The following is a 12,747-nucleotide window of genomic DNA, read 5'->3' as shown; positions in this document are numbered from 1 at the left end:
AGCCCCGCGGTTCAACATCACACCTCTTGGCGTTCCGGGGAGAGCCTGCCATGAATTTCATTCTCTATTGCCTCGACAAGCCAGGGCACGGCCAGGTCCGCGCCGACAACCGCCCGGCGCACCTCGACTACCTGAAGAGCAAGCTGGATCAGATCGTCATCGCCGGGCCCATGACCAGCGACGCGGGCGACGCCGTGCTGGGCAGCATGCTGGTGATCGAAGCCGCCGACCGCGCCGAGGCCGAGGCCTTTGCCGCGTCGGACCCTTACGCCAAGGCCGGCCTCTTCGAGAGCGTGACCATCAACGCCTACAAGAAGGTGCTGCCCTGATGGCCTACTGGTTGATGAAGTCGGAACCCGGCACCTGGTCCTGGGACGACCAGGTGAAGGCCAAGACCACCGGCTGGGACGGGGTGCGCAACTATCAGGCCTCCAACAACATGAAGGCCATGGAACTGGGCGACCTCGCCTTCTTCTATCATTCGGTGAACGAGAAACGCATCGTCGGCATCGTCGAGGTGGTGAAGCTCTACTACCCGGACCCGACCGACGAGAGCGGACGCTTCGGCATGGTCGACGTGAAGGCGGTGCGCCCCTTCGTCGAGCCGGTGACCCTGGCGCAGATCAAGGCCGAGCCGCGCCTGCAGGACCTGGCCCTGGTGCGCCAGTCGCGCCTTTCCGTGCTGCCGGTCGGCAAGGCGGAGTGGGCGCTGATCTGCAAGATGGGCAAGACCCCGCAAAAGTAAGCTTCCCCCGATGACCCATCCACCCCAATGAGCCACCCCTTGGCCGGCACCGCGCTCTGCCGTCTCGAGGAGATCGAGGACGGCGAGGGCCGCGGCTTCGAGATCGGCGCCGGGGCGCAAGCCCTGTCGCTCTTCGTCGTGCGCGAGGGCGAGGCCGCCTATGCCTACGTCAACGCCTGCCCCCACCAGGGCACGCCGCTGGACTGGGGCGGCTTCGACGGCTCCGGCGGCCGCTTTGTCAGCGAGGCCAGCGGCAACATCCTCTGCGCCACCCACGGCGCGGAATTCCGGCTGGAGGACGGCACCTGCCTGGTCGGCCCCTGCCTGGGGGCCAAGCTGCAGCCGGCCGCGGTCACCCGGGACCCGGACGGGCTGCTGCGCTTCCAGGGCCTGGGCAAGGCGCCGGACCGCTCTTAAGGCCTGGACGGCTGGCAAGGCCTTGTTTTCAAGGGCCGTTGCGGAAATAATCGCGGCAAGTCCAAGAAGACGGCAGAAGGGCAGCAGGCCGTCCAGTCTTTTCGAACCTAGCAGGGAGGCCGGTCGTTCCATGTCCGAAAACTCAGTATTCCCCGTGCCCGCAGAAATGGCCGAAAACGCCTGGTGCGACGAAGCGGGCTACTTCAAGCTCTATGAGCAGTCGATCGCCGACCCGGAGGCCTTCTGGGGCGAGCACGGCAAGCGCATTCACTGGTTCAAGCCCTTCACCCAGGTGAAGGACGTGAACTACGGTCCCGGCGAGGTCTCCATCAAGTGGTTCGCCGACGGCACCACCAATGCCTGCTACAACTGCGTCGACCGGCACCTGCCCGCCAAGAAGGACGACACCGCCATCATCTGGGAGGGGGACAGCCCTTCCGAGCACAAACACATCAGCTACGGCGAGCTCTACGAGAACGTCTGCCGCCTGGCCAACGCCCTGAAGGCGCGCGGGGTCAAGAAGGGCGACCGGGTCACCATCTACATGCCGATGATCCCGGAAGCGGCCTACGCCATGCTGGCCTGCGCGCGCATCGGCGCCATTCATTCCGTGGTCTTCGGCGGCTTCTCGCCCGATGCCCTGGCCGGGCGCATCCTGGACTGCGAATCCAACTGCGTCATCACCGCCGACGAGGGTCTGCGCGGCGGCCGCAAGGTGCCGCTGAAGGCGAACTGCGATGCGGCGCTGAAGGACTGCCCCGGCGTCGAGACCGTCTTCGTCGTGCGCCGCACCGGCGGCAGCATCGGCTGGGAGGACGGCCGCGACGTCTGGTACCACGAGGCCTGCGCCGCGGCGAGCGACGACTGCCCGGCCGAGGAACTGGACGCCGAAACGCCGCTCTTCATCCTCTACACCTCCGGGTCGACCGGCAAACCGAAGGGCGTGCTGCACACCACCGGCGGCTACACGGTCTACGCCGCCATGACGCACCAGTACGTCTTCGACTACCACGACGGCGACGTCTACTGGTGCACCGCTGACGTCGGCTGGGTCACGGGGCACAGCTACATCGTCTACGGCCCCTTGGCCAACGGCGCCACCACGCTGATGTTCGAGGGCGTGCCGAACTACCCCGACGCCTCGCGCTTCTGGGAAGTCTGCGACAAGCACAAGGTCACCATCTTCTACACCGCGCCGACGGCGATCCGCGCGCTGATGCGCGAGGGCGAAGGCCCGGTAAAGAAGACCAAGCGTTCCTCGCTGCGCCTGCTGGGCTCGGTCGGCGAGCCGATCAATCCGGAAGCCTGGCTGTGGTACCACAACGTGGTCGGCGACGGGCGCTGCCCCATCGTCGACACCTGGTGGCAGACCGAGACCGGCGGCATCCTGATCACGCCGCTGCCCGGAGCCACGCCCTTGAAGCCCGGCTCGGCCACGCGCCCCTTCTTCGGCGTGCGCCCCGTGATCGTCGATGCCGACGGCAAGCACCTGGAAGGCGCCACCGAGGGCAACCTCTGCATCGCCGACTCCTGGCCCGGCCAGATGCGCACGGTCTACGGCGACCACGAGCGTTTCATACAGACCTACTTCGCCACCTATCCCGGCAAGTACTTCACCGGCGACGGCTGCCGGCGCGACGCCGACGGCTACTACTGGATCACGGGCCGCGTCGACGACGTCATCAACGTCTCCGGCCACCGCATGGGTACCGCCGAGGTGGAGAGCGCCCTCGTCGCCCACGAGAAGGTCGCCGAGTCCGCGGTGGTCGGCTACCCGCACGACATCAAGGGCCAGGGCATCTACGCCTACGTCACCCTGAACGCCGGCGAAGAACCGAGCGACGACCTGCGCAAGGAACTGGTGCAGTGGGTGCGCAAGGAGATCGGCCCCATCGCCTCGCCGGACCTGATCCAGTGGGCGCCGGGCCTGCCGAAGACGCGCTCCGGCAAGATCATGCGCCGCATCCTGCGCAAGATCGCCGAGAACGACTATTCCAATCTGGGAGACACCTCCACGCTGGCCGACCCCGGCGTGGTCGACGACCTGATCGACAACCGCATGAACCGAAGCTGACCGCTTCCGCCATCGCGGCAGGAACGAAAGCCGGCCCCTCATGCAGGGGCCGGCTTTTTCTTTGCCCGCTTCCCGTTTCCAGCCGCGGGGGGCTTTGCTAACCTCCCTACCGCCTTTGGGAAGGGGAAAGTCTGGTGGAAAAGCGCGGCGCGAGAACGTCCCGGCGGGGAGCGACAGGCAGGCTGGCCGTCCTGGCGGCGGCGCTGGCCCTGGCGGCCTGCGCCGGCGAAGCGCCGGACGACGGCAGCGGCCGGCCGATCAACTTCCCGCGGGAGTCCCAGGCCATCGACCTGGCGGAGACCGACCTGACCCTGCCGCTGGACAGCCCGCTGGAGATCAACGCCGTCAGCGAGCGCGTCGGCGAAGGCCAAGTCTTCGAGAACATCTACGCGTTCCACAAGGTCAAAGGCTACCTGCGCAGCTCCCGCGTGATCTTCGGCCACTTCAGCGCCAAGACCTCGCGCAGCCTGCGCCACCAGGGCTTCTTCGAGGCCTTCGCCGGCGACCGCCTCTCGGCGCGGCGGGAAGACGCGCGGGCCCTCGGCCCCATCTACCGTTTCCAGAACGGCGACAGCCACACCCAGGGCTTCTACGCCGTCACTGAGGAAGTCACTCTTCTCGACCGCTGCTTCGTCGCGCGCGTCGGCTTCCTGCTGGTCGACTACGCCAGCGTGAAGCGCGAGCCGGATTCCGTCGACACCATCGTCGAGGTGTTCCTTTGCGGTGAGCTGCCGCCGCAGCAGGTGCTGCTGGATTTCCTCGCCCAAGTAAAAACCGTCGACGACCGCGAAGCCTACCGCCGCAAACTCTCCAAGCGCGCCATCGGGACGATCTGATTCAGTTTGCGCCCCGCAGCGCCTCGCCCAACCGCCTAGCGCCACGCTCGATCTCGCCTTCCGGCACCGCGGCGTAGCCGAGCAGCAGGCCCTGACTCCGACTCCCCCTGGCCGGCTTCCCCATGAAGTAGTCGCTGAGCGGCGACACGGCGACGCCGGCCTCGGCCGCCTTCGCCGCACAGCGCTGGTCGTCGAGGCGCCGTGACAGTTCCGGCGTCGGCCAGGCCATGAGGTGCAGGCCGGCGTCGTCGGCCGGCACCTGCAGCAGACCGTCCAGGTGGCGCTGCGCCGCCGCCACCAGCGCCTCTTGCCGCGCGGCGTAGAGCCGGCGCATGCGGCGCACGTGGGTGGCGAAGTGGCCTTCCTCGATGAAGGCGGCGAGCACCGGCTGCAGCACCACCGTCGGCTGGGTGCCCAGCGCGCTCTGCGCCGCGCTGGCCGCGTCGACCAGGCTCTCCGGCACCACCAGATAGCCGATGCGGATGGAGGGGAAGAGCACCTTGGAGAAGGAGCCGACGTAGATCACCCGCGCCGCCTCTTCACGCCCCCCTTCTTGACGGCTGGCCGCGAGACTGAAGAGCGAAGCCAGGGGCCGCCCCGCGTAGCGGTACTCGCTGTCGTAGTCGTCCTCCAGGATCCAGGCGCCGGCCGCGCGCGCCCATTCCAGCAGCTCCAGGCGGCGGGCCAGCGACATGGTGGTGCCCAGGGGATAGTGATGGGTCGGGGTGACGATGGCCGCGCGGGCGCCCGGCGCACACCGCCGCCCTTGCGAGACCATCAGGCCTTCACCGTCCAAGGGGACCGGCACCGCGTCGGCGGCGGCGGCGATCAGCGGGCCGCGGATGCCGGGGTAGCCGGGCTCCTCGATCCACACCTTGTCGCCCGGCTCCAGCAGCAATTGGATCATCATGTCGAGCGCCTGCTGCGCGCCCGTGGTGACGATCACCTGGCGCCAGTCGCAGGTCATGCCGCGGAAAGTGGCGAGGTAGCGGGCGATGGCCTCGCGCAGGGCCTGGAGCCCGGCGGGCGTGCCGAGGCGCAGCAGGCTGGCCGAGGGATGGCGCCAGAGGCGGCCATGCAGCCGCGTCCAGATGCCGAAGGGGAACTCCAAGGTCTCCGGAATGCCCGGCAGGAAGGCGCGCTCCGGCCCGTGACGGCGGCGTCGCAGCGCGGTGAGGGCGCTCCCGCGCGCCGAGAGCAGGGTTTCGGGATCTTCCGTCCGGACCGCGACCTCGCCTTTTTGCGGCCGCGCCGGGGCCAGGCCCAAAAGGTCTTCCGGCAGCACCCGGCAGACGAAGGTGCCGGAGCCGGCCTGGCCTTCCAGGTAGCCCTCGCTCAAGAGCTGGTCGAAGGCGCTGACCACGGTGTTGCGCGAGCAGCCGAGCTCCGCCGCCAGGGCGCGGCTGGAGGGCAGGCGGCTGCCCGGCGCCAGGCCGCCGGCGAGGATCACCTCGCGCAGCTGGCCGTAGAGCTGCTGCTGCAGGGCGGTGGCCGAGCCCCGGTCCAGCGCCAGGGACAAGAGAGGCGTGCGGCGGCGGCCGGGCAGCGGCGCCGCTTTCCCGTGAGCGTATGCCGGGCGGGCGGTCATGGCGGGGATCCTGAAGCGGTACTGCAAAAAATCAGAAAGCGGATCTTTTTACCGAACCACTATGGCCCTAGCTTGCCCGCCGTACCACCGAAAAGACCGCTCCGGACCCGACCATGACGACGCCCAGCCTGGACTTTCCACCGACCGACCATACCCGTATCAAGCGGTCCCGCGAGCGCGCCCGCTATGACCGCGAGACGGTCCACGCCATCCTCGACGCCGGCCTGCTGTGCCATGTCGGCTACGTCATCGACGGCCAGCCCTACGTGACGCCGACCGCCTATTGGCGCAAGGAGGACCGCGTCTACTGGCACGGCTCCTCGGCCAGCAGGATGCTGCGCCACCTGAAGGCCGGACCACGCGTCTGCTTCACCGTGTCATTGATGGACGGCCTGGTGCTGGCGCGCTCGGGCTTCCACACCTCGGTGAACTACCGCTCGGTCATGGCCTTCGGCGAGGCCGAGGTGGTCGAGGATCCGCTGGAGAAGCTGGTGGCGCTGGAGGACATGATGGAGCGCATCGTCCCCGGGCGCTGGCCCGAGCTAAAGCCGCCGACGGCGCAGGAGCTGAAGGCCACCACCGTGGTCTCCCTGAAGCTGGAGGAGGTCGCCGCCAAGGTGCGCGACGGCGGCGCCAACGACGAGCCGGAGGACCTGGACCTGGGCGTCTGGGCCGGCGTGGTACCGACCGCGACGGTCATCGGCGCGCCGCGCGACAATCCGGACCTGAAAGCGGGGATCGCGCAGCCGGAGAACCTGGGACTGATCAGCATCGGCTGAGCGGCGGCTTCATGCGTCGAGACGGCGCTGACGCGCCGCCTCAGCATGAAGTCGCAATTCTCCCGCCTCACCCTTGCGGGAAGCGCGATTGCCGCAGCACGCGCCAAGGGTTATCAGCGGGTATGACCGAGAAAGCCCAGACAGATCCCGCCACCGCGGCGCGCAAGCGCCCCGGCCCGGGCGGACCGCGTGGCGAGTTGCACGGCCTCGCCGCCTCGGGGCTCTTCGTCGTGCTGTGGAGTACCGGCTTCATCGGCGCCAAGCTGGGCCTGCCGGATGCCGAACCGCTGACCTTCCTGACCCTGCGCTTCGCGCTCGCGGCCCTGCTGCTGCTCTGCCTCGCCCTGGCCACCCGCGCGCCCTGGCCGCGCAGTCCGGGCCAGGCCCTGCATCTCTGCGTCGCCGGGGTGCTGCTGCACGCGGTCTACCTGGGCGGCGTCTTCTCCGCCATCTCCCTGGGGGTGGAAGCCGGGATCTCCGCCTTGATCGTCGGCACCCAGCCGGTGCTGGTGGCCGCGCTGGCAGGCCCGCTGCTGGGCGAAAAGGTGACGCGTCGGCAGTGGCTGGGCCTGCTGCTGGCCATCGCCGGCGTCACGCTGGTGGTCTGGCGCAAGCTGGAGGCCGGCTACGGCACCCCGGGCGGCGTGATGCTCTGTCTGCTGGGGCTCTGCGGCATCACCTTGGCAACGCTCTACCAGAAACGGTTTTGCGGCACGGTGCCGCTGCGCAGCGGTTCGGTGATCCAGTATGCCGCCGCCGCGCTGGCCTGCGGCCTCGGCGTGCTGCTCTTCGAAGACGGGCGGGTGACTTGGAGCGGCGAATTCGCCTTCGCCCTGGCCTGGCTGACCCTGGTGCTGTCCTTGGGCGCGGTCATGCTGCTCTATTGGCTGATCCAACGCGGCGAGGCGGCCCGCGTCTCCAGCCTGTTCTTCCTGGTGCCGCCGGTCACCGCCCTGCTCGCCTGGCCGCTGTTCGGAGAGACCTTCGGTCCCCTGGCGCTGACCGGCATGGTGGTGACGGCCGCCGGCGTGGCGCTGGTCAATCTGGAAAAGAAAGGCTGAGGGAAATCGCGCCCCGGGGCTGCAGGCGGCTTAGAAGTCGACGCAGATGCCCTTGCGCTCCCAGTCGCCGTAACGCGTCGGCTCCGGCCCGCTGGGGCCGCCCAGTTCCTTGGGCTTCTTGCCATCTACTTTCAGCGCGCCCTTGGTCGCAGTCCTGGTCGCAGTCTCGGCCGCGTCCTTCTGCGCCTCCTGCAGAGGTTCCACGGGCGCCTGGCGCGGCTTGGGCTGGCGGGCGGTGAACTTGCCCTTGGCGTTGTGGCTCATGGCCCCTTATATGGCACCGCCGAGGCCCACCGCCAAGTCTTGAAGCGCCCCGCGCCACCGCCTACCTGATGGAAGCAGAAGAACGGCAACCCCTTGGGACTCCCCGGATTTCAAGACCCTGAGCAACCTGGCATGAGCTGTCTGGCATGAACTCTTTGCGCACCGCTATCCTGATGGCGGCCATGACCGGCCTCTTCCTCGCCGTCGGCTTCCTGCTGGGCGGCACCGGCGGGATGATCATCGCCCTGCTGGTGGCCGTCGCCATGAATGCCTTCGCCTACTGGAACGCCGACAAGATGGTGCTGCGCATGTACCGCGCGCGCCAGGTCGACCGCGCGAGCGCCCCGACCCTGGTGGGCATCGTCGAGCAGTTGGCCGACAACGCCGGCCTGCCCATGCCGCGCGTCTACATCATCGACGACCCGCAGCCCAATGCCTTCGCCACCGGGCGCAACCCGGAGAACGCGGCGGTGGCCGCCACCACCGGCCTGCTGAAGCGGCTGACCGCCGAGGAAGTCGCCGGCGTCATGGCGCACGAACTGGCGCACGTGAAGAACCGCGATACGCTGACCATGACCATCACCGCGACCATCGCCGGCGCGGTCTCCATGCTGGCCAACTTCGGCCTCTTCTTCGGCGACAACCGCAACAACCCGCTGGGCATCTTCGGGGCCATCCTGATCATGATCCTGGCGCCGCTGGCCGCCGCCCTGGTGCAGATGGCGATCTCGCGCACCCGCGAGTACGCCGCCGACCGCGCCGGGGCCGAGATCTGCGGCCAGCCGCTGTGGCTCGCCTCGGCCCTGGAGAAGATCGAGCGCGCGGCGCGCGGCATCGACAACCGCACCGCCGAGAGCAACCCGGCGACGGCGCATATGTTCATCATCAACCCGCTGCACGCCCACAACATGGACGGCCTCTTCACCACCCACCCGCGCACCGCCAACCGCATCGCCCGCCTGCGTGAGCTGGCCGCCGAGATGGGCCGGGCCGCCCCGCCCAGATCACGCCCCTGGGGCTGATTGCTGTCAGACGCTTGCAGTTGCGGGGGCGAGGCCTTACAGCCTAGCGCCATGACCCAGAACCCCAAGCGTCCCGGCAGCGGGAACCTCGACGTCCGGGGCCTGAACGCCCGCAAGACCGCCCTCGCCCTGCTGCGCGAGGTGCTGGACCAGGGCCGCCCGCTGGACGAGGCCCTGGCCGCCAATCCCTATATCGCCAAGCTGGAGGCGCGCGACCGCGCCTTCGCCCGGCTGCTGCTGGCCACGGTGCTGCGCCGCCTGGGCCAAATCGACGCCGCCCTGGCCGGCTGCCTCGACCGGCCGATCAAGGCCAAGGACGTGATGCTGCAGCACATCCTGCGCCTGGGCGCGGTGCAGCTGCTGTTCCTGGAAACCCCGCCCCACGCGGCGGTCAGCACCGCCCTCGACCTGGCCAAGGGCCCGCGCCTGGCCGGGCAGCGCGGCCTGCTGAACGCGGTGCTGCGCCGCCTGTCGCGCGAGGGCAAGGAGATCGTCGCCGCGCAGGACGCCGAACGCCTCAACACCCCGGACTGGCTGTGGCAGCCCTGGGCCGCCGCCTACGGCGAAGCCACGGCGCGCGCCATCGCGGAGGCCCACCTGGGCGAGCCGCCGCTGGACCTGACCTGCAAGAACAACCCCGAAACCTGGGTGGAGAAACTGAACGCCGAGCTGCTGCCCGGCGGCAGCTTGCGTCTCACCGCCGGCCAGGGCGACGTGGCGCGCCTGCCCGGCTACGCCGAAGGGGCCTGGTGGGTGCAGGACGCCGCCGCCGCCCTGCCCGCGCGCCTGCTGGGCGAGATTTCCGGCAAGACGGTCATCGACCTCTGCGCCGCGCCCGGCGGCAAGACCGCGCAGCTCGCCGCCGCGGGCGCCGAGGTCATCGCGGTGGAGCGTGCCGAGGGCCGCCTGAAGCGACTGCAAGAGAATCTACAACGCCTGAAACTGGGCGCCGCCACGGTGGCCGCCGACGCCGCCGCCTGGCAGCCGCCGGCCCCGGCCGACGCGGTGCTGCTGGACGCGCCCTGCTCGGCCACCGGCACGCTGCGCCGCCACCCGGACATCGCCTGGCTGAAGGATGGCCGGGACGTCGCCGGGCTGATCCGCGCCCAGGATAGGCTGCTGGCCCAGGCGGTAGAGATGGTGAAGCCGGGCGGTCTGCTGGTCTACGCGGTCTGTTCGCTGCAGCCCGAGGAAGGGCCCGAGCGCATCGCCGCCCTGCTGGCATCGGACGCCCCGGTCGAGCGCGTGGCGGTGACGCCCGCCGAGCTGCCCGGCCTGGAAGCCGCGATCACCCCGGAGGGCGACCTGCGCACCCTGCCCTGCCACTGGGCGGAGAGAGGCGGGCTCGACGGATTCTACGCCTGCCGCCTGCGCCGCCTTTGAAGCTCTCCCCCTAGCTCTCCCGCTCGGTCACGATGGCCGGCGGGATGACGATCAGCAGGGTGTTGTTGTCGCCGCGATAAACCTTGCCGATCATCAGCTTACGGATCTGCGGGATCTGCTCCAGCATGTCGACGCCCACATCGGTCAGCGACTCCGCCTGCTCCGGCGCGGTCGCCAGCGCGACGTCGAGCGCAGAGGCCTCGCCCAGCAGCATGCGGTTGATGATGGGAACCGTCCCCAGAGCGGCGAGTTTCCCTGGATCGACCTGCTTAACCTCGGCCTTGCCCTTGGGGACGTACTGATACTCGCCGTTGAAGACGATGATGTCGAAGTCCTCCAGGCGCCGCTCGCCCTTCAGGGCCACCGCCACGTTGCCGTCGCCGGTACGGTAGACCGAGCCGACCTCCAGCGATTTCACGAAGTGGTTGGCATTATAGGTCGTCGCGAAGACGCTGCCGAACAGCCCACCGATGCCGTCGCGGCTCTGGCTGGTGCGGCTGATACCTTGATTCATCTGCACTATGTAGGTGAGCTTCCGCATCATCAGAACGATGTAGACCGCCCGCATCTGCGCATTGCTGTTCAGCAGAATCGGCAGGACGGTCATGGCGGACACCGAGGGCGCGCGGCCGCCTTCGCCGGCGCCGCCGCCGTTGTCGCGCGCCCAGGCGCCGGCGGGTGTTTGCAGGACCAGCGCGGCCGTCATAACGGCCACGATAAAGACTCGCTTGAACATGGATTTGGCTCCTCTCCCTGGAAGCTGGATCGATGGCTCGATGGCTCGATGGTTCGGGTGGATCGGTCTCGCGGGCGACAGGTCTAGGCAGGCATCACTCCGCCCCGTCGCCGGCGATGATCGAAGGCCGGATGAACAGGATCAGCTCGTCGTCGTAGTCGTGCACGCTGCCGCGGAAGAACTGCCGCAGCAGCGGCACGTCGGCCAGCACCGGGCTGTTCTCCTGCACCTCCGGCAGCGACGTGGCGGTGAGGCCGCGCAGCACGGTCGTCGTGGCCTCCGGAGCCTGACCGTTGGCGGCCTGCCGAACCGAGGGAAGCTCGCCGAGATCGCCGAGATCGAGCGTCGAGGCCGCGGCGGAGTCCCATGATCCGGTCGGCGTGGCGCGGTACTTGCCGTTGACGACGCCGAGCCCGCTGTCGTCGACAGCGACCTCGTCGCCGATGAAGGCAACGAGGCTTCCGTTGCCGGTGCTGTAGACCGTGCCGACGCGGTTGCCGTCGTTCAGATCATCGGCCCGCAAGGGACGGCCGAAGAGGCTGCCCAGCAGCGGCACCTCGCTGACGTCGACGCGGTCCAGGTTCTCGAAATCGATACCGAAGCGGGTTTGCTTGATGGCGATGAAGCGGGTCTGGATGACGACGATGTTACGGATGTCTTCCCGGAGGCCGCCGCCCCGGGTGAGCGCAATGTAGTGCCGCTCCGGCATCTCGTGGCGCGACTGGGTGTCCCTGCCTTCGTTGCCGTCATTGCCGCCCTCTTCGCCTGCCGCGCCGGACGCCGCGAATGCCAGCAGCAGCGCCGCCACGACCGCGACGGCGCTCCGCCGCAAGGCGTGCGCGCGCAGGCTGTCTCGGATTTCCCCCATGCAGTCGACCCTCCCCCAAGGGTGCCGTGCCGCGATGATAGCAGATTTTGCCGCGCCGCGGGCACCCAAGGGCCGGGCGGGGCGCCGGCTACCCCCTTTGTGTGCGCTTCGCCGCCTCCGGATGTCTAAAGAGGGGCCGCAGGGCCTTCGGCTTGCGGGGGCGGGGCCTTGCTGATACCTAGAAAGCGCAAGCGCCATCACCTTACGAACGAAGCGGGACTCGCGCCCTATGCAGCAAGCCGTGCGGATCGCCCCCTCCATCCTGGCCGCCGATTTCGCCCGCATGGGCGAGGAAGTCCGCGCCGTCGCCGAGGCCGGCGCCGACTACATCCATGTCGACGTCATGGACGGGCACTTCGTGCCGAACATCACCCTGGGCCCCGACATGGTCGCGGCGCTGAGGCCCTACACCGACAAGATCTTCGACGTGCACCTGATGATCTCGCCCATCGACCCCTATATCGAGGCCTTCGCCGAGGCCGGCGCCGACATCATCACCGTCCACCCGGAAGCCGGGGCCCACCTGCACCGCACCCTGCAGTTGATCAAGAGCCTGGGCAAGAAGGCCGGCGTCTCCCTCAATCCCGGCACGCCGGCTGACGCGGTCGATCCCGTCATCGGCGACGTCGACCTGATCCTCTGCATGAGCGTCAACCCCGGTTTCGGCGGCCAGAGCTTCATCCCGGGCAGCCTGGCCAAGATCGAGGCCCTGCGCCGCAAGATCGACGACAGCGGCCGGGACATCGACCTGGAGGTCGACGGCGGCATCAACGCCGAGACCGCGCCCCAGGCCATCGCCGCAGGCGCCGACGTATTGGTGGCCGGCAGCGCCACCTTCAAGGGGGGGCCGCAGGCCTACGCCGGCAACATCCGGCGGCTGCGCGGCGAAGGCTGACACCGCGTGGCGGAGCCGCCGCAGACCACGCGGCGCCTGACATTGAGAGAACGGGCATCAGGGGACCGGCGTGAGGAGA

14 protein-coding genes are annotated in these 12,747 nt (G+C 69.1%); 10 read left to right on the top strand and 4 right to left on the bottom strand.

The features are described from left to right. Positions 1–50 precede the first annotated feature (50 nt). The 5 genes from AAFN88_RS03700 (at position 51) to AAFN88_RS03680 (ending at position 4,072) form a co-directional block, all read left to right on the top strand. Positions 51–329, top strand: coding sequence for a YciI family protein (locus AAFN88_RS03700; RefSeq protein ID WP_347518272.1), 279 nt, complete (start codon positions 51–53; stop codon positions 327–329). Then, on the top strand, positions 329–745 hold the full coding sequence (locus tag AAFN88_RS03695; protein ID WP_347518270.1) for an EVE domain-containing protein: 417 nt from the start codon (positions 329–331) through the stop codon (positions 743–745). Before AAFN88_RS03700 ends, AAFN88_RS03695 begins: the two co-directional genes overlap by 1 nt. 27 nt (positions 746–772) lie before the next feature. After that, positions 773–1,162: a Rieske (2Fe-2S) protein gene (locus AAFN88_RS03690; protein WP_347518269.1), complete on the top strand. Its 390-nt coding sequence runs from the start codon at positions 773–775 to the stop codon at positions 1,160–1,162. Positions 1,163–1,292: 130 nt separating this feature from the next. After that, the gene (gene acs, locus AAFN88_RS03685) at positions 1,293–3,236 is read left to right on the top strand and encodes an acetate--CoA ligase (RefSeq protein WP_347518268.1); all 1,944 of its coding nucleotides are present in this window, start codon (positions 1,293–1,295) and stop codon (positions 3,234–3,236) included. Positions 3,237–3,370: 134 nt separating this feature from the next. Further along, positions 3,371–4,072: a hypothetical protein gene (locus AAFN88_RS03680; RefSeq protein ID WP_347518267.1), complete on the top strand. Its 702-nt coding sequence runs from the start codon at positions 3,371–3,373 to the stop codon at positions 4,070–4,072. 1 nt (position 4,073) lies between these two features. Here the strand turns inward: AAFN88_RS03680 and AAFN88_RS03675 are convergent, their stop codons facing one another. Continuing rightward, the gene (locus AAFN88_RS03675; protein WP_347518266.1) at positions 4,074–5,660 is read right to left on the bottom strand and encodes a PLP-dependent aminotransferase family protein; all 1,587 of its coding nucleotides are present in this window, start codon (positions 5,658–5,660) and stop codon (positions 4,074–4,076) included. A gap of 113 nt (positions 5,661–5,773) precedes the next feature. On the opposite strand from AAFN88_RS03675, the gene AAFN88_RS03670 reads away from it, so the two are divergent. Together AAFN88_RS03670 and AAFN88_RS03665 are read left to right on the top strand one after the other, a co-directional pair. After that, positions 5,774–6,439 carry a pyridoxamine 5'-phosphate oxidase family protein gene (locus AAFN88_RS03670; RefSeq protein WP_347518264.1) on the top strand — a complete coding sequence of 222 codons (666 nt, stop codon included), beginning with the start codon at positions 5,774–5,776 and terminating at the stop codon, positions 6,437–6,439. A 122-nt stretch (positions 6,440–6,561) separates the two neighbouring features. Continuing rightward, positions 6,562–7,500, top strand: coding sequence for a DMT family transporter (locus AAFN88_RS03665; RefSeq protein ID WP_347518262.1), 939 nt, complete (start codon positions 6,562–6,564; stop codon positions 7,498–7,500). A gap of 30 nt (positions 7,501–7,530) precedes the next feature. On the opposite strand, the gene AAFN88_RS03660 is transcribed toward AAFN88_RS03665, so the two are convergent. Continuing rightward, the gene (locus tag AAFN88_RS03660) at positions 7,531–7,764 is read right to left on the bottom strand and encodes a succinate dehydrogenase assembly factor 4 (protein ID WP_347518261.1); all 234 of its coding nucleotides are present in this window, start codon (positions 7,762–7,764) and stop codon (positions 7,531–7,533) included. A gap of 146 nt (positions 7,765–7,910) precedes the next feature. Between AAFN88_RS03660 and htpX the strand changes: the two genes are divergently transcribed. Both htpX and rsmB read left to right on the top strand, forming a co-directional pair. Then, positions 7,911–8,786, top strand: coding sequence for a zinc metalloprotease HtpX (gene htpX / locus AAFN88_RS03655; RefSeq protein ID WP_347518259.1), 876 nt, complete (start codon positions 7,911–7,913; stop codon positions 8,784–8,786). 51 nt (positions 8,787–8,837) lie between these two features. Next, positions 8,838–10,169, top strand: a complete 1,332-nt coding sequence (rsmB, locus tag AAFN88_RS03650) for a 16S rRNA (cytosine(967)-C(5))-methyltransferase RsmB (protein ID WP_347518257.1) — start codon at positions 8,838–8,840, stop codon at positions 10,167–10,169. Positions 10,170–10,179: 10 nt separating this feature from the next. Here the strand turns inward: rsmB and AAFN88_RS03645 are convergent, their stop codons facing one another. Next, positions 10,180–10,905, bottom strand: a complete 726-nt coding sequence (locus AAFN88_RS03645) for a hypothetical protein (protein ID WP_347518256.1) — start codon at positions 10,903–10,905, stop codon at positions 10,180–10,182. A gap of 94 nt (positions 10,906–10,999) precedes the next feature. Beyond that, on the bottom strand, positions 11,000–11,773 hold the full coding sequence (locus AAFN88_RS03640) for a hypothetical protein (protein WP_347518254.1): 774 nt from the start codon (positions 11,771–11,773) through the stop codon (positions 11,000–11,002). Between the two features lie 229 nt (positions 11,774–12,002). On the opposite strand from AAFN88_RS03640, the gene rpe reads away from it, so the two are divergent. Then, positions 12,003–12,668 carry a ribulose-phosphate 3-epimerase gene (gene rpe / locus AAFN88_RS03635; protein ID WP_347518252.1) on the top strand — a complete coding sequence of 222 codons (666 nt, stop codon included), beginning with the start codon at positions 12,003–12,005 and terminating at the stop codon, positions 12,666–12,668. Positions 12,669–12,747 lie beyond the last annotated feature (79 nt).

The sequence above is a fragment of the Pelagibius sp. CAU 1746 genome (genome assembly GCF_039839785.1).
Lineage (GTDB): Bacteria > Pseudomonadota > Alphaproteobacteria > Kiloniellales > Kiloniellaceae > Pelagibius.
Note: the sequence above shows the minus strand (reverse complement) of the source record. Positions and strands in the feature narration are given on the sequence as shown.